Here is a 19,229-nt window from a genome sequence, read left to right as displayed (position 1 = left end):
ATTTATCCTTATTTAATCCAATCAATCATCTCTTTAAGATCTTTACATTGTATCCAAGAATGAGGAGTTTTTAAAAAATTTGCACTCAATAAAAGGTTATTTTTAACTTTAGCGTTCAAGCCGGCTAACATGTCACTCTCTTTATCGCCTATCATAAAAGATTGCTCCAAGCAAATTTGATGCTCTTTAGCGGCTTGTAAAATCAAAAAGGGCTTTGGCTTCCTGCAAGCGCAATTTTCTTCTGGGGCGTGCCTGCAAAAATAGACGCCATCCAAATTAAAACCTAATTCTTTGAGCAAGCTTTCTTGGAGGTATTGGGTGAGGTTTTCAAAATCTTTAAGGGTGTAATAGCCTCGGTTGATCCCGGATTGGTTGGTGATTAAAAGCAGTTTGTAGCCTAAAGATTTCGCATGCTTTAGCAATTCAAAAATCCCTTTTTGAAACTCAAAATCTTCTTTTTGACTCACATAGCCTTTATCAATATTGATAATGCCGTCTCTGTCTAAAAAAAGGGCTTTGTTAGTGGTGATCATGAAAATAACCCTCTTGCTGTGGTGTAGCATTATTTTGATGGTGCATCATATCGCTTTGGTGGTGCATTGCATGGGGTGTTTGGTGGCTAATGAGCATGATCCCCATATAAAGGACATAAAGCCCAAAAACCCCCATTAAACTTTTAGACAAAAGATTGAAAAATTTCCTGTAAGAAATGGAAATTTTGCTTAAAAAAATCCCCATTAAAAACAACGGCACGCTGGTGCCAAGCCCAAAAGAAAGGCCTAGCATCGCTCCCATAAATGCGCTATGACTGAGAATCACGCTCGCTAAAAACGAATACACCATCATGCAAGGTAAAAACCCGTTCAACACGCCTAAAAAATACAGCCCTAGAATGTTTTGAGATTGCAAGGTTTTTTTCATCAAAAAAGAGATGAAAGGGATTTGAAAGCTTAATTTTTCCACTTTAGATCCCAAGAGCGCTAAAAGGATTAAAACAACTCCCATGCTCATCAATAAAACGCCTCTAAAACCCATGCTCACGCTAAGACTATGCCCTAAACCTGCCGTTATAGCCCCTAAGAGCATGTAGGTGCTGATCCTTCCTATATTATAAAGGGCATGGCAAGTGAGCTGGTAAGAAAAGCTCGTAATTTTAGAAAATCTTATTTGACTAAACGCGCTCACAATCCCCCCACACATGCCCACACAATGCCCTAAGGACATGCTCAAAGCGGCTAAAAACATGCCCAAAAAACTCAAATTCTGCATCATTTGCATTCTAGTATCCCTGCTTTTTTAAGAGCGATTTCCATCCCGTCAAAAACCAAACGCTCCTTGCAAACAGAATGGGGTAAAAACGCACTCAAATACTTCGCATCGCCCCCACAAAGATAGATTTTTTGATCTTTGGCTAAATGCTGGATACAAGCAATGACACTCAAAATCATGCCGTAATTCACAGCGTCTCTAGTGTTTTTAGGTAAAACTTCTAAAGAATCTAAGGCTTTGAAAGGTTGCTCTAAAATTTTAGCGCTTTTTTTATACGCATGAATATATTGGGCTAAACCGGGCAAAATACACCCTCCTAAATGCTTGCCCTCTTTGACTAAATCAATCGTAATCGCGCTCCCCGCATCCACCACCACGCCATTATTTAGCGCTAAACATGCCATTTGCCGGTCTATCCCAAGCCCTACATAGTCGGTTTCTAAATGAAAAAACCCTGCAATATTTTTAGCGTTAGGGTAACAATTTAAAAGGGCTTTTTCATTTTCTTCATTCACGCTAATGTAAAAAATTTCCTTTTGAATACCCAAACGCTTTAAATCTTCTTTAGCGCTTGAAAAGAGCTGGTAGTTTTGTGTGAAATGGATGCGCGTGTTGCCTATATCGCATAAAACCAGGTTTTTCAAATCTTTAAAAGATCGCCTAGCTGGCATAGACTCACTTCTTATTCATTTCTAAAGCTTTTCTTCTTTCTTCAAGCTCTTTTTCATCTCTTTCTTGATGTTCTCTCGCTCTTTGTTCAAATTCTCTCGCTCTTTGTTCGGCTTTGGCTTTTTTCTTTTCTTCTTTCAAGCGGCGTTTTTCTTCTTTAGAACTTGGTTTTGGTGCTTCTTTTTTAGCGGCGTTCTCTTTTAAAACAGGAGCGTTTTTACTTTCATTGTTTTTTGTTTCGCCTTGTTGGATAGCGTTATTTTGATCCTTAATAGGCTCAGGCCTTCTGGTTTTAACTTCTTCTTCAAACCCACTATTTCTTGGCTTAACTTTATTTTCTTCTAAAGGCTTTTCTTTAGCTTTATGCCTTTCTTGCAAATAAATAGGAGCGTTCCCTTTTTCGCCTTTTTGAGATTTTTTAGATGCCGGTTTTTCTACAACAGGATAAAGTTTTGGTTTAAAATCATTATAATCTAAATAGTAGCGATCATAATACACCCGATTTTTATCATAAAACACCCCTTTATCCAAACGATTGGATGAAAAAAACTTAAAACTACCTATAGTTGGTGTTTTATAGACATTATACGAATCAAAATCATTCAAATCCACCTCTATCACATACCCACGCTTTTCTAAAGAATACAATTTATTATGGTTTAATACAATCGTGTTGAGCGAAGCGAAAGGCAGTTTCACGCTGTTTAATTCCCTCAAACTCTTATCCATTTGCAAGATCTGCCCATCTAGCGTGAGCACGTATAAAGTCCCCTTATCATAAAGCAAATCCACAATATCCCCATCGTAATTGAACTCTTGACCGCTCACCACTGACAAAATCCTTTTCCCTGTAGAAGCGATCATGTTATTGCCATCTACGATAAGGTAAGTGATATTGTTAAAAAACTTATCGCTGCTGATAACAATGTTTCTAATAGGCGTAGGGTTTCCATGCACATAATCCACGACTAACAAGCGCCCATCTAGCATGGGGAATACCACGACCGTATCCATAAAAATAGGCATCGCCATCAAAGAATTGATCGTGGTGCTTGGGGAACCTTTCTCACTAAAAAGCAATTTTTGAGAAGTGATGTCGTATAAATTCGCTGAATTGTCCGCTAACACCACCGCTAAAAGATTCCCCTTAACGCTCGCGCTCAAGGCAAAAGTTTCCAAGGGAATAATGATGGATTGTTGGCTAGCGTTAGGGTTATTGCTAATCAATTCCACTTGATGACAGACTTTATCTTGGACTTCCGCTTCAACGCCCTTTAATTTCAATTCCGTTTCTTCAGTCTTAGCCACCTTGTTTTTGCTTGTTTTTTTATCAATCTTGTTCAAACAATCTTGCGCAAGGATGAAAAACCCTTGACTCTCATTTAAAAAACTGCTTTCATAATTGAAATTCTTACCGATTCTTAACTGCGTTAAACCTTTATCGCCTATAACCGCTCCATTTTTTAAAATGGCTCCATAACGATTAGACGAAACGATACTTTCTTGCAAATGGTTAGGGAAATACGCTTCGCCTTTAATTTGGTGTTTAGCGGGTTTGAAGTATTTTCTCATGTTACAGCCGCTAAAGGCAATTAGGGCTATGAGTAAGATTAAAAATGGTTTGTTCATCAAATCAATGCGTTCCTTGAATGGTTTCTTTTTTTAGATTGGTTGGTTTGGAAGGGTTTTGTTGAATATCTTCTAACATTCCATAATGTTTTAAAACAGAGATTATAGCATAGAGTGAAGAACTTAGAGGGATAGTTGATAAACTTTGATGCGCTTTTTTAATCGCGTCTTTAGAATTTTCTTCATACAACAAGTTCACTTCTTGTAAAGCGCTCATTTCTTTGAGAATGGGGCTTTTTTCAAGCAAGTTTTTATCTCTAGAGAGCGATGCGTAAGAATATTTGGCAAACGCTTTAACGACTTCATTAGAAGATTGCGAAAGCCTTTTAAACTCGTTTGCATCGTTTCTCTCACTCGCTCTGGCGAACTGATACAAGTCATACAACTCTGGGGCGATTTCTTTCAATCTTTTTTGCAAGGCTATATTATTAGGACTCTCTAGCACTTCATTATAAATTTGAGTGATCCGCTCTCTCGTTTGCTCATGCTTATAATCTTGTAATTTTGTATCCCCTAAATAAGCGATAAAAGCCACCACAATAAACAACAACACCCACTTGTAGCGTTTGAAAAATTTTTCTAATCTAAACGCCCCCTCTAAAAGCTTTTCATCGCTTTTAAATTCGCTTTTAACCTGCTCTAAATTTTCCTTAATACTCATGCCTTGCTCACTCCCGTGCTACCAAACCCCCCGCTCCCCCTTGAAGTTTCATCTAATTGTTCGCATTCTATAAATTCGGCTTTATAAGTTTTTTGAACCACCCCTTGAGCGATCCTATCCCCTACCTGGACTTTAAAATCTTTATCGCTCAAATTCGCTAAAATCACCTTAATTTCGCCCCTATAATCATTATCCACCGTGCCAGGGGAATTTAACACCATCACCTGATGATTCAACGCTAGACCGCTACGGGTGCGCACCTGCAATTCATACCCCACTTCTAAAGACAAACAAATCCCTATTTTCACCAACCCCACGCTATGAGGTTTGATCACTACTTCTTCTACCGCATGCAAATCAAAGCCTGAAGAACCCTCGGTTTGGTATTCAGGGATAAGGGCGTTTGGGTGGATTTTTTGGATTTTAATTTTCATCAAAACAAATCTCTTTATAATAAATGTCTAAAATTTCAAAATCGCTCTCGCCATTAGGCAATTGAATGCTCACCGCATCACCCTTGCTCTTACCGATCAAGCTCTTAGCGATCGGCGAACCAAAAGAGATCAACCCTTTAGCCGGATCGCTCTCCACGCTCCCTACTATCGTATAAGAAAACTCTTTATCGTTATCCAAATTAAGGATTTTGATCGTGCTGCCAAAACTCACTTTATTATGGGCTAAAACGCTCGGATCAATCACTTGAGCGTTAGAAATAATCTCGCTCAAATCCACAATCCTCGCTTCAATGAAGCGTTGTTTTTCTTTAGCGGCATGGTATTCAGCGTTTTCTTTCAAGTCCCCATGCCCTCTAGCAATATCAATTTCTTTCACAATATTAGGCCGTTCCACCTCTTTTAATTGCTTTAATTCCGCACAAATCTTATTGTATCCATGCATACTCATAGGTTCTTTATTCATTTAATCTCCTAAGCTTATTCAGTAGAGATTATAGTAAAAATTAAGTTAAATTCAGCAAAAAAGCCATCTCTTCGGCGACTTTTCTCGCGCTCCCATGTTTTAAATATTCCCTTAATCTCAAACTTTCTTTAAAATAGCGTTCTCTGTCCATTTCTTTATACGCTTTTAACAAACCCTCTACGCTCAAAAAATGCTGGATTAATTCCGGGTGCAATTGGCTCTCCCCAAGCCCTGGAGTTTCATCATTTAAGGCGTTATAAAAAATATTAGCGAGTCCTATATAATGCAAATTGACAAGCATTCTAGCGATCAAAAAATCCATCGTTTTAGCCCTATACGCTAACACAAAAGGCGTGCCAATCAAAGCGGCCTCTAAAGTCGCTGTGCCGCTGCAAATGAACGCAAATTCCGCTTCAAACAAACTCTTATGCGCATCATAAGAAATTTCAAATAATTCAATGTCTTCTCCATAAAGGGCTTTCAAATCCAACCCCTTAAAAAAACTTGGCACCACTAACACACGCCTTTTAAACCCTTCGTTTTGTTCTAAAATTTGAGCCGCTTTGACAAACAAAGGGAACATTTTAGCGATTTCGCTTTTTCGGCTTCCTGGCATAAACACTAGAGTTTCGCCCTTAATATCTTTTTTATAATATTTAATTTCATCTAATAAAGGGTGTCCTACATATTGGGCTTTTTTTTGGTAATAGCTCACTTCAAAAGGCAAAATCGCTCCCAAAAAATCGCAGTATTTTTCAAGGCTTTTAGCGCGCCATTTTTTCCATGCCCAAACTTGCGGTAAAATATAATACATGATTTTTTTATGCGGATCTTGTTTTTTGATTTTTTTGGCTAGGGGGATATTGAAAGAAGAAGAATCCATTAAAAGCACCATATCCGCTTGTTTGGCTAATTGGACCATTTCTTTATGGGCTTTGAGTAAAAACCCCAAACGGCTTATCACATCTCTAAAACCCATGATAGAAAATTCCCTAGGGCTATAGAGCGCTTCTTTGCTTTCAAACACCCCAATAAAACGATAATCTTCAGGCAAATTTTGGCGTAATTCCTCTAAATGCGCATTAGAGCTCGCTTCTAAAGCGCTCACTAAAATCGTGGGCATTATTTGTCTTTCAAAAGGTTTTGGACTTGATAGAGCTTGATTTCTTTATGCAAATCCCTTAGTTCAATTTTGAGCAACGAATTTTCAAAATCTTTTTTAGAGAGATGGTTTTTTAAAAGCCTGTTTTCGCGCAAAACGCTGCGGTATTGCAAGTAAATCCCTTCACCAAACACGCGCTTGCTTGGTTTTGCCATGATAACCTGATTATCACTAGTGAAAACCTCCACTTCTTCAAGGGCTTTAGGGAAAATCCATTCTTCTTCTGTATTTTGCGTTTCCTTGTTTGAGCGGGAGTTTTCTTTTTCTGATTTTTTTTGATAGATTTCTTGCTTCAGACCTTTTAAAGTGCTCTTTTTCTTACGCAAAATTTCTTGGACTTTCTTCAATTCCAAACGGATTTTTTTTAAAACTCCTCTAGTGTCTTCAATTTCTTGCTGGTAAGCGTTCAATTCTTCTTGCATCGGTTTTTATTCCGCTAACATTTCTAAAGACAACAAACGCATTTCATTGCCTTGAGTGATGACTACATTCTTGCTGTGGCATTTCTCGCATACCCCATAATCTAGGGCGTTAGGCTTAAAAACATGCGAACAATCCTTGCATTCTAATTCAACCTTTTCATCTACAATGTCTAAAATAGCGTCTTTACACACCAAAGATTCTTCTCTAAAAGTCTCAAACGCGCTCACAAACAAGCTCTTATCCATAGCACTTCTTTCACCAATACCGACCACGACTCTTTCAATCTTATGGGCTTGATTTTTCTTCGCATGCTCTTCGCAAAGAGCGATTAAAGAAGAAACGACCGAGTATTCATGCATGCTAAACCTTAATCTTTAAATTAGCCCCTATTATATTGTATTAGAGTAATCCTTTGGTTTATTGCTTGAGATTCAATAGGGTGTTAAGGATTTGATCAGATGTGGTTACCGCTTTAGAGTTCGCTTGAAACCCCCTTTGAACCACAATCAAATTCGTTAAACTCCGGCTCAAATCCACATTACTAGACTCCAGTTTGGATCCTGAAATTGAACCCCTACGCCCCGTATTAGCCGCGCCGATTAAAGCTTGCCCTGAGTTTCCGGTTTGAGAAAAGACATTCCCGCCCAAAGCCTGTAAGCCCGCATCGTTAGCGAAATTCGCTAAAGCCACTTGAGCGAGCGCTAAAGTCCTGCCATTACTGAACGCTCCTAAAAGCACCCCGTCTGAATCAAAGCGGACATCCATCAAATCGCCCGCTTGATAGCCGTTTTGCTCAATCGCATACGTTTCAGAAATCTTATCCACGCTTGTTAGCCCATCAAAACTCCCTGAGGAACCAAAGGCTAAATTGATGCGTTGGGGGGCATCAGCGCCATTTTTAGGGTCAAATTGCAAAAGAGGCGGGTTCATGCCTGCAAGCGATCCATCGTTATTAAAATGCAAACGGCCTCCTTCAAACACATTAGGCCTAGCCGCTGACCCCCCTACTAATTCCCCAGGCTCAGGCACGATCACCCTAAAATTCCATTCCGCTCCCCCACTCCTATAAAACTCAATGCGCATGGCGTGTTTAGTGCCTAAGCTGTCTATCACATCAATGCTTGTCGCATGCGTAGCGTGGGTGAATTTAGAACTGCTCGCTGACGCTCCCCCTTCAATCAAAGAAGCGGTATTAAGCCCTTTCATCGCGTTTTTAAACAAAACATTGTTCGTTACGCTGTCTGAAGAATACCCGCTCACAAAGATATTAAGATTTTCTTTAATGACATTTTTATTGTCTTTATTATTGATTTCAAACATGCCGTATTGGTTGACAGTAACTCCTATAGAAGCGGCTGAGTCTTGGTAATTGTCCGCTAAACTAGGATCTTTTACGATATTAGCGTCATGCTGGATTAAGGCGCGCAAGTCTTCAGTGGTCCTAAACTGCCCAATATCCGCATTAGGGCTGATAGAATGCGTGTAGCTGTATTTGAAAGCCGTTACATCTTTATCGCCGTCTAAAAAGTTAGCGAACGCCCCGGTTCCGGCTTGAGTGACCACAATGTTTTTAAGCTTTTCATCGCCGTCTAATTCATTGGTGTTTTCCAAACGCAATTGCTTGCCGTCCAAATAAGCTTCAATGCCCGTTTGGCTTTTGACCGCATTGATCGCATTTTTCGCCGCTACTAAGCTTGAAGTCCTGCTCACCGCTGAATCGTTCGTGAAAGAAATCTTAACCCCATTCAACTCAAGCGTGCTGTTTTCTGCAGAAGGGAGGATGTCTTTGACCATTTTCGCGCTCTTATAGCTCACCCAAATCCCTTGGTTTTCATTCAATAAAAGAGCGTCGCCATCTTCATTGTATAAAGATCCCATGTCTTCGGCGACTTGAGCTAGATTCGTGCCTGAATCATACACCGGATTAATGCCATCTGAAGGGGTTTTGGCTGAAGAATCCAAAGCGAATATCGCTGCTGTTTGATCGGCATGCCTTCCAGCATTTAAATTCGCTCTCATAGAAATGCGGTTACTCGCTCTGGCTGGCATCACCATTCCTGGATCAATTCTGATGTTTTCTAAAGGGCCTGTGTTATCCACTTTTAAAGCGTCCGTATCGCTCCCTTTATTGCCGGTATCGCTCCCGTTTCTCACCCACCCTTGCACCACAAGCCCGCCGGTGGTAACCAAACTCCCTTGCGAGTCAAAAAGAAACTCCCCATCTCTAGTGAAATTGCGCGTGATCCCCCTATCAGGGCTAATAATAAAAAAGCCATCGCCCTGAATCGCTAGATCGGTTTTGACATCTGTGTTTTGGATATTGCCTTGCGAAAAGATTTTAGTCGTCGCATCCACGCCTACCCCAAGCCCCACAGAAAAGTCATTCTGCCCTGCCAACCCGTTTTTATAGGGCGCGGTAGCGATGAGTTTGACTTGAGAGAGCATATCCACAAAAGAAGCCCTAGAATATTTAAACCCGGTGGTATTCACATTCGCAATATTATTACTCTCAATATCCAAAGCGATTTGGTGGGCTTGCATCCCATTGACACCAGACCATAAAGACCTAAGCATGGTTATCCTTTAATTTAAAGAAATTCAATCTATGCAAAATAAAGCAAAAGTTGTTCCTAAATAGCTTTTTAGAATGATTGGTTGCGGATTTTAAGTTTTATCAATCAAAAAGATCGGTCAAATTCATAAGGGGATAGGGGGTTTTGTAACACTACCCCCATAACGCTTTTTAAAGGTCATCGCTCAAATTTAAGAACCTAACTCGCTTTAACGCAAAATCGCACATTCATGATCTTGAATCTCTTCGGCTGAAGCGCGATTGGAAGTCAATGGGTTAAATTGTGTCGCTAACAAGACAAAGGAGTTATCGCTTTGTTGCACCACCGCCAAGCCATAGTCTCCCATGCGTTTATGCGCATTAGGCGCTTCTTTAGCAAGCATGATAAAGGGGCTTTTTTGCGCCAATTCGCTCTCTGTTACCCGACGCGCCAAATATTTATGCCCGTTCAAGCCACCTGATAATGGCGACCAACGGCTGTTGATTTTTTTTAGGTTATTATCCAGCTGTTTGCGTGCATCAAGGCTAATGCAAGAGATATGGATATGAAAATGGTTTTGCGATCGCCCTTTGCTAGAGTTAATCGTCAAAGAAATCGCGCTATCAGGAATGGGTTTTCCGTATTTTTTACTCATAAAATCACGCGCTTGCCATGATAAATAAAAAAAGTTAGGCGTAGAGGGATCAAGCAGCAAAGGGCTTTCAATACCGCTAATGTGAGTTGTTGGCATCAACAAATATTGCAACGGGCCGTTAATATCTTTTAAAACCACATAGCCGGCATCGGGTTTGACTTCTATGCATGGCGAAGGATTTTGATTTTTCTCATAATTGGGCAAACATTTCTCAAAAACAATCTTACGCAACACATTTGGATCTTTAGCGTTTAAACTCATAACAGCGATAGCTACCACCGCTAAAAAAAGAAAGCCCGCTTTTTTCATCTTTTTTGCTCCTTGTTTTTAATGAGAGTTTTTACAAACCCTCTCGTTATTTTTCTACAATAGCGGTTAAAATCTTTAATCATTATGATTATTTTAATAAATTTTAACTTATTAGTAACATTTAGTAACCTATTTTTAAAAAGAGCTTTTTGAATACCAACGAGAAAAACTTAAATTGATAACATTAAAAAAGCTAAAAGATTTTTTTAAAAAATTAAATAGCTTGCTCTAATCAGGTGGTAATTTTTCGTCATGCGATCTTAGGGGATTGATACTTGTCAAAATAAAGCGTTTTATAACCTTGCTTTAGATAACATGGTAGCACTAACACCACGATAAGGATAATTATCATGCAAGATTTACCCCCATGCCCTAAATGCAACGACGCCTACACCTACCATGATGGCACGCAATTGGTTTGCTTTAGCTGTTTGTATGAGTGGAATGAAAATGAAGTTAATAATGAAGAATTGATCGTTAAAGATTGCCATAATAATCTTTTACAAAATGGGGACTCGGTCATTCTCATTAAGGATTTAAAGGTTAAAGGTTCATCTTTAGTGCTTAAAAAAGGCACCAAAATCAAAAATATCAAACTTGTCAATAGCGATCACAATGTGGATTGTAAAATAGAAGGGCAGAGCCTGTCTTTAAAATCTGAATTTCTCAAAAAAGCTTAGGAAAATACAAAAGCTTAAGAAAAAACTTAGTGGCTTTTTAAGCTTGTAAAAATCATTTTTTAGAAAAAATCAACTTATCCAGCTTGAAAAAAATCACCGCTCCAATGGTTTGCCCCAAGAAAAGATTGAGCCACAACGGAAAATTGAAATAATAAAAAACCTCCATAAAAGGTAGCATCACCAACGCGCTCAACATCCATCTAAGCCAATAAACCAAAAACAGCTTAGAAGCGTATTCTGTGCCAAGTTTCTTAAAAAATTCTCGCATAAAGACAACCCTTTATAAACCCTTTTTGCAAACTCTCCCTAAAAAGGAAAGCCCGCTACCAAGGAATATTCCTAAATTTCATGCCTTTAGACAATCGTATAGGACACTCTTTTTTCAAAAAGTTTGCTCTCGTAATTGCCTAAATCCCTACCATCCACAAGGGCAAAGGCATCGCCAAAAGTCGCCAATAAGGCAGAATCTAACTGCATGTCTTTATGGCGATTCAACGGGATAAAAACTTCCTTGTGATTATTTTGAAAATCAAACGCTAGAAATGAATCTTTCAAATACACTTCCACTCTAGGAGCGTTTTTCACCACGCTGTTTTGACCCAGTTTCAAGCCTTGCACTTCAGCGCTTTTAATCCCACATGCATGGCATAAGGACACAAACATGCTCTCTTTTGAAATGGTTGCAAACCAAGGCAAACTCTCACGCTTAGGCAAATTTTCTTTACCCTCTAAAGCCTTCTGTCTCTTAGGCATGTCATGCTTGATGAACGCATAAAAATTGCGAACGCTTTCTTTAGGGGTTGTTCCCTTGAGCTGATTGGCAATGTTAGCCACGCTCGCATCGTCTCTTTCATAACGCCCCATTGCTACAAAATCGCTCGTTTCAAACAAACGCTCATTCAATTGATAGCTAGCGATCTCATAAGACAAATGGACTTGCTTTTTTTGAACGCTTTTTAAAAAATCCACTTGCAAATAAGGCACTCCAAAATTGAGCATGCTTTTATGGCTGGCATGATTGCCTTGTAAATGCACATTACTCGCTACAACACTCGGCATGGGAATGAAAAGTGAAGTGTGTTCTGCAGAATCAAAATCAATGCTGTATTGAGCTTCTATTTTATATTTTGCAACACTCCCTTTGCTTTCTTCTGCCTGCAAAATCTGTACTCCTAAAACAGCACCTGTAGCGCCTAAAGCAGTCGTTTTAATAAAATCCCTTCGTTTCATAACTATAACTCTTTATTGTAATTTTTAAATTCGTTGAATGAATGAAAAAATAGGACACACCACCAAAAGATTGATGAGTATCCAAAAACCTAAATTTTGAAAGACAAAGCGTTCCTAAAAAATAAGAACGCTTAAAGAAAAGGGTTACTTTTTCTTTTTTGTGTGGTGCATGTCTTTTCCATGCATGTCTTTCATCATTTTTTGGTGTTTTTCAAGAGCTTTTTTAACTCCCTCAGCGTATTTGGGGTCAGCTTTCTTGAAATGCTCCAATTGTTTATCCACAATTTCCTTATGGGTAACATGAGCTAAAGACTCTCCAATAGTGTCATGCAACCTTTCTTTTTCATCAGCTGGCAATGAGCGGTAGTAATCACCTGGTTGGGTGTAGTAATCGCTGTCATCAGCTCTGTAATCCCAATTCCACACTTCAAACTCTTTCTCAATATGAGCTAAGTTGAACTTAGGATCCCTCGCACTCTTATCTTCTTTATAGCCAGGCAATGAGCTAGGCGTATAGTTTTGTAAAGAGCCGTAATACCCATTTTGCATGTAACCATCTCTGCTAGAAGAGTGGAACGGGCATCTTGGCTTATTAACCGGTATTTGAGGGTAATTAACCCCTAAGCGGTAGCGGTGTGTGTCCCCATAAGAGAACAAGCGCCCTTGTAACATCCTATCAGGGCTATAGCCAATTCCAGGAACGACATTAGCCGGAGTGAATGCCGCTTGCTCCACTTCTGCGAAATAGTTTTCAGGATTTTTATTCAACTCTACAATGCCCACTTCCATCAACGGATAATCTTGGGTATACCAAATTTTAGTGACATCAAACGGATGGAATCGATACTTCTTAGCATCCTCTTCTGGCATCACTTGAATGCTCAATTTCCATTTTGGGAAATCCCCTCTAGCGATCGCCTCGAATAAATCCCTTTGATTGGAATCAGGATCATGCTTTCTGATTTCTGCGGCTTCTTCGTTAGTCAAGTGCTTAACGCCTTGCATGGTGTGAAAGTGGAATTTCACCCAAAAGCGTTCGCCCTTAGCGTTGATAAGACTGAAAGTGTGGCTGCCAAAACCATCCATGTGGCGGAAAGATTTAGGAATACCTCTATCGCTCATAACCCATGTTACTTGGTATAAGCTTTCAGGAACATTACTCCAAAAATCCCACACCATATCGTGGTTAGGCAAATTGGTTTGAGGATCTCGTTTTTGAGTGTGGATGAAATCAGGGAATTTGATCGCATCACGGATAAAGAAAACAGGCGTGTTGTTCCCTACTAAATCCCAGTTACCTTCTTCAGTGTAATACTTCATCGCAAAACCTCTTGGGTCTCTTACCGCATCCGCACTGCCTCTTTCACCAGCCACAGTGGAAAATCTGAAAAAGCATTCGGTTTTTTTGCCCACTTTAGAGAAAATTTTCGCTTTAGTGTATTTAGTGATGTCTTTAGTCACAGTGAAAGTGCCATAAGCCCCGCTTCCTTTAGCATGCACCACCCTTTCAGGGATCCTTTCTCTGTCAAACGCCGCTAACTTTTCCAAAAACCAAGTGCTTTGTAATAAAACAGGACCTCTAGGACCAGCCGTAATCACATTGTTGTCATCCCAAACGGGAGCGCCAAAAGCAGTGGTTTGTTTCACATCTTTATTAACCATATTCTTTCCTTTATTTGGTTTCAAAACTTCGTAATCTAACACTAAGCCGATTACTTGTGGTGATTATTACATAATTTGTTATACAAAGACTAACAAGATTCAATTTCCTTAAAAAATCCTTTTTTTAAGAATGAAAAACCTCCTTAAGTATTTCTATTTGTAACAATTAATGAAAATAATAAAGATTAAAAACAAAATTTTATTTTTAATCTGGTTTTAATAATAATTATCATACTATTCTATCTCAATGTATTGACGGATTTTGTTTTTTTTTTTTTTTTTTTTTTTTTTTTTTTAAATTTTTAGATTAAGGAGAGTTGTTGGATGTTTTTAAGATCATACACAAAGCTTAGATACGCTTTATGTTTCCCCCTACTCGCTGAGACTTGCTATAGCGAGGAGCGCACTTTAAATAAGGTTACCACCCAAGCTAAAAGGATTTTCACTTACAACAATGAGTTTAAAGTAACTTCTAAAGAATTGGATCAACGCCAAAGCAATGAAGTCAAAGACTTGTTTAGGACTAATCCTGATGTGAATGTGGGCGGAGGGAGCGTGATGGGGCAGAAAATCTATGTGAGAGGCATTGAAGACAGGCTTTTAAGGGTTACGGTGGATGGGGCTGCGCAAAATGGCAATATCTACCACCACCAAGGCAACACCGTGATTGACCCTGGCATGCTCAAAAGCGTGGAAGTTACCAAAGGCGCGGCTAATGCGAGTGCAGGGCCAGGAGCGATTGCGGGCGTGATTAAAATGGAGACTAAAGGAGCGGCTGATTTTATCCCTAGGGGGAAAAATTATGCAGCAAGTGGGGCGGTGAGTTTTTATACCAATTTTGGCGATCGAGAGACTTTTAGATCGGCCTATCAGAGCGCGCATTTTGATATTATCGCTTACTACACGCACCAAAATATTTTCTATTATAGAAGCGGCGCCACAGCGATGAAAAACCTTTTCAATCCCACACAAGCCGATAAAGAGCCAGGAACCCCTAGCGAGCAAAACAACGCTTTGATTAAAATGAATGGTTATTTGAGCGACAGAGACACGCTCACTTTCAGCTGGAACATGACACGAGATAACGCCACACGCCCCTTAAGGAGCAACGCTATTGGGTTAGCCTATCCTTGTGAAGCCCCTTTTAGTCCTGATGGCGCTCAAGGGTGTCCTAATGTGTTAGATAGTTTCACAAGGTATTTGTATCACTCTATTAATAGCGCTAACAATCTTTCCTTACAATATAAAAGGGAAGCGGGAAATTCTTTTGGCGACCCACGATTGGATTTTACCCTTTATACAAGCATCAGGAACGCTCAGTTTGATCCTCTATTTGATCCTAATGGCGTTTATGCTAAATTCCCCACTTCTTTAGCGAGTGCATGGGAAAGAGAAAATTACCCATGCGTGGAAGGCGGGTATTGCACCCCAAGCTTTTCAGATGTGGATAAACCAAGCTCACAGCCTAGAAATCTGTTTTTAAACAACACCGGATTAAACCTTAAAGTCGCGCATGTGATTGATGAAGCCACAGACAGCCTTTTTGAATACGGATTCAATTACCAAAATTTAAGCGTTTTTGACGCTCGCATCCCTAAATCAGAATTATACAGGCCTAATCAAGTCTATACTGATGATAAAGGGCAAAAACAAATCGCTTGCTCTCTTGTGGATAATAACCCCAATGACCCTACTTTATGCCAAAGAGGGAAAGCGAACGGGAATATTTATGGAGGCTATGTGCAAGCGAATTATGCGCCTCATAAAATCATCACTTTTGGAGCTGGGGTGAGGTGGGATGCATACACGCTTTATGATAAAGATTGGAACCACCGCTACACTCAAGGCTTTAGCCCTAGCGCGGCTCTTGTGATAAGCCCCATTGAGCCACTATCTTTAAAAATCACTTATTCTCAAGTTACAAGGGGGGTTATGCCAGGAGATGGCGTGTATATGCGCCAAAACGATTTGCGATACGCTAAAAATATCAAGCCTGAAGTGGGCTCTAACGCTGAATTTAATATTGATTATTCAAGCCAGTATTTTAGCGGGAGGGCTGCGACGTTTTATCAAGCTTTGGATAATTTCATCTCCCAATACGCGCAAAATTTGATTGTAACCAATTTAAATCAAGCGATTCGTATTTATGGCTATGAAGTGGGTGGGACTTTTAGATACAAGGGCGTGAGTTTGAATGTGGGGATCTCGCGCACTTGGCCCACCACTAGGGGGTATTTAATGGCGGACAGCTACGAGCTTGCCGCAAGCACCGGTAATGTTTTTATCATCAAATTGGATTACACCATTCCAAAAACAGGGATCAATCTTGCATGGCTTAGCCGCTTTGTTACCGGTTTGGATTATTGCGGGTTTGATATTTACTTGCCTGATTATGGGACGGCTGAGAAACCCAAAACCCCTACCGATTTAGCCAAATGCGGATCTAAATTAGGGTTAGTGCATATGCATAAACCGGGCTATGGCGTGAGTAATTTTTATATCAATTGGAGTCCTAAAACCAAAAGCCGTTGGAAAGGTTTGTTGCTTTCAGCCGTGTTTAATAACATTTTCAACAAGTTCTATGTGGATCAAACAAGCCCCTATGTCATGAGCCCGGATATGCCAGGCACTGACGCTATTAAAAGAGCGATCGCAGAGCCTGGTTTTAACGCGCGTTTTGAAGTGGCTTACAAATGGTAGTTAGTGGAGCTTTAAGCGTTGTGCATGCGTGATAGCAACGGCTATCGCATCGCTAATATCCAAAGGCTTGATTTCGCTTGCGATGTTAAGCAAGCGTTTGACCATAAAGGCCACTTGCTCTTTAGCGGCTTTCCCGTTACCGGTCAGGGCTTTTTTGACTTGTAGGGGCGTGTATTCGCTAAAATTGCCAATCCTTTCTAAAATCTTTAAAGACAACGCCCCCCTGAATTGCGCGAGTTTGATCACGCTTTTAGGGTTATACGCAAAGAAAATATCTTCAATCGCTACCTCATTGACTTCGTAACGATCCAATAAACAATCTAAGGCTTCTATCAAATCTAAAATCTGTTCTTGCAAGCGTGTCGTGGTGATATTAATGAACCCGGCCGTGATTAAAGAAAGCTTGTTAGAAGCGTGAGAAATGATAGCATACCCGCATTTCCTGCTGCCTGGGTCTATTCCTAAAATACGCATCAATCATTCCTATTATTTAATTGCAAGGTTTAAAAAACGCTATTATTATATCCATGTTTCTTGTTGGTGCAAAATACAAGATTGCATTAAGAATTTTTAAAAAATTTAGCATATAAATAAGGGAGCAATAAATGAAAGCAAACACAATCATACTAGTGGATTGGGAGAATTTCAGGCGCGATATTAAACAAACAAAGTGCGTTAATTACAATATCGCTTTAGATGTGATCGTTACTATCAGAGCTTTTTTACTAGATGATGAATGGATCAGTCGTATTTACTTTTATACCACCCCACCCTTTGATTTTGAACATGCGTTATGGGATAAAAGGAATGACACCCTCCAAAATGAAAAAAATCCGGGAACAGAAATGAAAATCTTCACGAGCAACGACATTGAAGAAATCTTACAAAGCAGTGAAGCGACTAAATGGGAGAAGATTTATAGCGATGTGGAAAATTTCCAACACGATTTGGCTTCATTGGATCAAGTGGAATTAAGGTTAGGGAGGACTAAGTTAAACGCAATAAGAGTGGAGTTTGATGGGAGTTATAGAGCGTTATTGGAACAAAAACAGGTGGATATGCTCATGGGTCTTGACATTCAAAGAATAGCCTTTAAAAAAATAGCCGATAGGATTTTGATATTTTCAAAAGATACGGATCTAATCCCCGCACTCAAATTAGCCAGAGATGAGGGGCTAAGGGTGGATATTGCCGATTTGTCTAACAGATTGTCTCTTCTTAGCCAGGACTTGAAATACAATTCGGATAAAGTGAGGAAATTGAGCAGTAACGAAGTCAAAGACAAGCTTTTTTCCATCAGAGAAAATCTCACTAAAACCAACTGGGCTTTAAACTAAACCATAAAAAGGGTTATTTCATTTTTATAGGGTTTAAAAAATCATTTTTTAAAAACTCAATTATTGGCATTTGATTAAAACAAAGCCAAAATTTTTAAAGGGGTTTTTAGGCTTATTTTTCTCATACTGACTGGGTTGGGTAGTTTATTGCCTTGCTTATTCTTTTGTGGTAGGATTAGGGTTATCAAGGTTTAGGGGATTAGTATCTTTCCCTTTGTAATTTGGCGCTAAAGGCGACTGAGTTAGCCCATTCCTTGATTTATCCACTTCATAGCTTAATAACCCACTCACTCTTTAATGATTCGCCTTATCCATTATCCTTCTCGCTTCTTCTATGATTTGATTGTAGCTATTGAGTTCGCTTTCTTTCATTTCTTGACTTTTTAAAGTTTTTGTTTTATAGTTTCAATGCAAGCCCACTCCATTGGCTTATTCTTTAAGCGTTCTTGCCTGCGGAATGAAAGAGTGGATAATGTCCGCCTTGTCAATCTCTGCTTTAACATCATTTTTTGTTTTCATTCATTCTCCTTGCGTTCTCCTTGAAAAGGTTTAGGTCGTTATTTGACTTTGTTAGGGTTTTTATGGTAGCATTCTTACAGACATCGTTATAGGAACTCAACCTATGGTTGCCCCTTAGAGGGTTTGGTGTCTTGTATTAAAGCTTTGATTGATGCATCGTTTTTAAGATTAATTCATTTTTTACCCCTTGACTTGTTAAAGTTTTTTAAGTATTGTTCTTTTTAGCACCACCATGGGAACTCGACCTGTGGCTGAACCTTTACTTTAGTATTGAGTCCGGTGCTTGAAAATTCTTTATAAGCCTTGTTATTCTTATAATCTCCGTACTCTTGGACATCGTTTTTAAAACTAATTCACTCTTTCTATTATTTAATATTTTTGTGCTAATATTGTCAAGGCATGGGTTGGAGAATAACTTTCTAACCCATACTAAAAACACTTTGAGTGTGCCAATAGACCCTGACACATAAGACGCAAGGGCTTGTGTATGGTCAAGGTGAGGCTTTTTAATGCTTTTCATTCCTTACTCCTTGTGTTTAATTTTTTATGTTAAAGTTTCAAAGCACATTAGCTTTATCAAATATGTCTAGCACTCAGCTCATAACTAATGTTTAATTGCTATTCTGAGATTTTGCTAATGTTTTTCTATGGGCTACACTATCCTTATAATTTCATTTTATGCTTCGTTTTATGCATTTTTTGCATTGTTTTTAGCGTTAACTCATGTTTTTCAGCGTTGGCTTGTTCAAGTGGGCTTAAATTTTTAGCGTTTGGTGTGGTTTCGTTTAAATTTTCGCTTGTTTTTAATAAATCCTCTTGATCTATTAAATCTTTTTGTGTAGGATTAGGTTCAT

The 19,229-nt window shown here is 39.3% G+C and carries 20 protein-coding genes and 1 pseudogene; 3 read left to right on the top strand and 18 right to left on the bottom strand.

The window, feature by feature from the left end:
• Window positions 1-8 precede the first annotated feature (8 nt).
• The 12 genes and pseudogenes from gmhB to cdh all read right to left on the bottom strand — a co-directional run bounded on the left by gmhB (window position 9) and on the right by cdh (window position 10,330).
• On the bottom strand, window positions 9-533 hold the full coding sequence (gmhB, locus tag CXY28_RS04350) for a D-glycero-beta-D-manno-heptose 1,7-bisphosphate 7-phosphatase (RefSeq protein WP_198542430.1): 525 nt from the start codon (window positions 531-533) through the stop codon (window positions 9-11).
• Complete coding sequence (locus tag CXY28_RS04345; protein ID WP_100979600.1) at window positions 520-1,278, bottom strand: sulfite exporter TauE/SafE family protein; 759 nt, start codon at window positions 1,276-1,278, stop codon at window positions 520-522. The genes gmhB and CXY28_RS04345 overlap by 14 nt, the downstream gene beginning before the upstream one ends.
• The gene (locus CXY28_RS04340) at window positions 1,269-1,940 is read right to left on the bottom strand and encodes a type III pantothenate kinase (RefSeq protein ID WP_100972317.1); all 672 of its coding nucleotides are present in this window, start codon (window positions 1,938-1,940) and stop codon (window positions 1,269-1,271) included. The genes CXY28_RS04345 and CXY28_RS04340 overlap by 10 nt, the downstream gene beginning before the upstream one ends.
• Before the next feature lie 4 nt (window positions 1,941-1,944).
• Window positions 1,945-3,567 (bottom strand): plasminogen-binding protein PgbB, encoded by a 1,623-nt coding sequence (gene pgbB / locus CXY28_RS04335; protein ID WP_100979597.1) that lies wholly within the window; start codon window positions 3,565-3,567, stop codon window positions 1,945-1,947.
• Window positions 3,568-3,571: 4 nt separating this feature from the next.
• Window positions 3,572-4,228, bottom strand: coding sequence for a hypothetical protein (locus CXY28_RS04330; RefSeq protein ID WP_100979595.1), 657 nt, complete (start codon window positions 4,226-4,228; stop codon window positions 3,572-3,574).
• Complete coding sequence (gene dut / locus CXY28_RS04325; RefSeq protein ID WP_024118393.1) at window positions 4,225-4,662, bottom strand: dUTP diphosphatase; 438 nt, start codon at window positions 4,660-4,662, stop codon at window positions 4,225-4,227. The genes CXY28_RS04330 and dut overlap by 4 nt, the downstream gene beginning before the upstream one ends.
• Window positions 4,652-5,146 carry a transcription elongation factor GreA gene (gene greA, locus CXY28_RS04320; RefSeq protein WP_001031335.1) on the bottom strand — a complete coding sequence of 165 codons (495 nt, stop codon included), beginning with the start codon at window positions 5,144-5,146 and terminating at the stop codon, window positions 4,652-4,654. Before greA ends, dut begins: the two co-directional genes overlap by 11 nt.
• A 40-nt stretch (window positions 5,147-5,186) precedes the next feature.
• Window positions 5,187-6,269, bottom strand: coding sequence for a lipid-A-disaccharide synthase (lpxB, locus tag CXY28_RS04315; protein WP_100979593.1), 1,083 nt, complete (start codon window positions 6,267-6,269; stop codon window positions 5,187-5,189).
• Window positions 6,269-6,730 carry a nickel-binding protein Mua gene (mua, locus tag CXY28_RS04310; protein WP_100979591.1) on the bottom strand — a complete coding sequence of 154 codons (462 nt, stop codon included), beginning with the start codon at window positions 6,728-6,730 and terminating at the stop codon, window positions 6,269-6,271. Before mua ends, lpxB begins: the two co-directional genes overlap by 1 nt.
• 6 nt (window positions 6,731-6,736) lie before the next feature.
• The gene (hypA, locus tag CXY28_RS04305; RefSeq protein WP_000545282.1) at window positions 6,737-7,090 is read right to left on the bottom strand and encodes a hydrogenase/urease nickel incorporation protein HypA; all 354 of its coding nucleotides are present in this window, start codon (window positions 7,088-7,090) and stop codon (window positions 6,737-6,739) included.
• A 58-nt stretch (window positions 7,091-7,148) separates the two neighbouring features.
• On the bottom strand, window positions 7,149-9,305 hold the full coding sequence (flgE, locus tag CXY28_RS04300) for a flagellar hook protein FlgE (RefSeq protein ID WP_000946407.1): 2,157 nt from the start codon (window positions 9,303-9,305) through the stop codon (window positions 7,149-7,151).
• Between the two features lie 207 nt (window positions 9,306-9,512).
• Window positions 9,513-10,330, bottom strand: a pseudogene (cdh, locus tag CXY28_RS04295) (CDP-diacylglycerol diphosphatase).
• 267 nt (window positions 10,331-10,597) lie between these two features.
• Here cdh and CXY28_RS04285 point away from each other — a divergent pair.
• Window positions 10,598-10,927 carry a zinc ribbon domain-containing protein YjdM gene (locus CXY28_RS04285; protein ID WP_100979587.1) on the top strand — a complete coding sequence of 110 codons (330 nt, stop codon included), beginning with the start codon at window positions 10,598-10,600 and terminating at the stop codon, window positions 10,925-10,927.
• Between the two features lie 52 nt (window positions 10,928-10,979).
• On the opposite strand, the gene CXY28_RS04280 is transcribed toward CXY28_RS04285, so the two are convergent.
• From CXY28_RS04280 to CXY28_RS04270, 3 genes are all read right to left on the bottom strand, one after another.
• Complete coding sequence (locus CXY28_RS04280) at window positions 10,980-11,195, bottom strand: hypothetical protein (protein WP_001206523.1); 216 nt, start codon at window positions 11,193-11,195, stop codon at window positions 10,980-10,982.
• A gap of 86 nt (window positions 11,196-11,281) precedes the next feature.
• A complete protein-coding gene (locus CXY28_RS04275) occupies window positions 11,282-12,157 on the bottom strand; it encodes a twin-arginine translocation signal domain-containing protein (RefSeq protein WP_100979585.1) in 876 nt (291 codons plus the stop codon).
• Between the two features lie 144 nt (window positions 12,158-12,301).
• Window positions 12,302-13,819, bottom strand: coding sequence for a catalase (locus CXY28_RS04270; protein ID WP_100979583.1), 1,518 nt, complete (start codon window positions 13,817-13,819; stop codon window positions 12,302-12,304).
• A 324-nt stretch (window positions 13,820-14,143) separates the two neighbouring features.
• Here CXY28_RS04270 and CXY28_RS04265 point away from each other — a divergent pair, with 324 nt between their 5' ends.
• Window positions 14,144-16,519, top strand: coding sequence for a TonB-dependent receptor (locus tag CXY28_RS04265; RefSeq protein ID WP_100979581.1), 2,376 nt, complete (start codon window positions 14,144-14,146; stop codon window positions 16,517-16,519).
• Here the strand turns inward: CXY28_RS04265 and ruvC are convergent, their stop codons facing one another.
• Window positions 16,520-16,993: a crossover junction endodeoxyribonuclease RuvC gene (ruvC, locus tag CXY28_RS04260; protein ID WP_001221145.1), complete on the bottom strand. Its 474-nt coding sequence runs from the start codon at window positions 16,991-16,993 to the stop codon at window positions 16,520-16,522. It lies immediately after the preceding gene.
• A gap of 131 nt (window positions 16,994-17,124) precedes the next feature.
• Here ruvC and CXY28_RS04255 point away from each other — a divergent pair, with 131 nt between their 5' ends.
• On the top strand, window positions 17,125-17,856 hold the full coding sequence (locus CXY28_RS04255) for an NYN domain-containing protein (RefSeq protein ID WP_000646766.1): 732 nt from the start codon (window positions 17,125-17,127) through the stop codon (window positions 17,854-17,856).
• A 156-nt stretch (window positions 17,857-18,012) separates the two neighbouring features.
• Here the strand turns inward: CXY28_RS04255 and CXY28_RS08890 are convergent, their stop codons facing one another.
• Window positions 18,013-18,147, bottom strand: coding sequence for a hypothetical protein (locus CXY28_RS08890; RefSeq protein ID WP_015644171.1), 135 nt, complete (start codon window positions 18,145-18,147; stop codon window positions 18,013-18,015).
• Window positions 18,148-19,038: 891 nt separating this feature from the next.
• Window positions 19,039-19,229 (bottom strand): DUF3519 domain-containing protein (locus CXY28_RS04240; protein WP_157819743.1); only part of this gene is annotated, 191 nt, incomplete at its 5' end.

The organism is Helicobacter pylori (assembly GCF_002832345.1).
GTDB lineage: Bacteria > Campylobacterota > Campylobacteria > Campylobacterales > Helicobacteraceae > Helicobacter > Helicobacter pylori_CP.
This window is presented reverse-complemented; position numbering and strand designations above follow the sequence as displayed.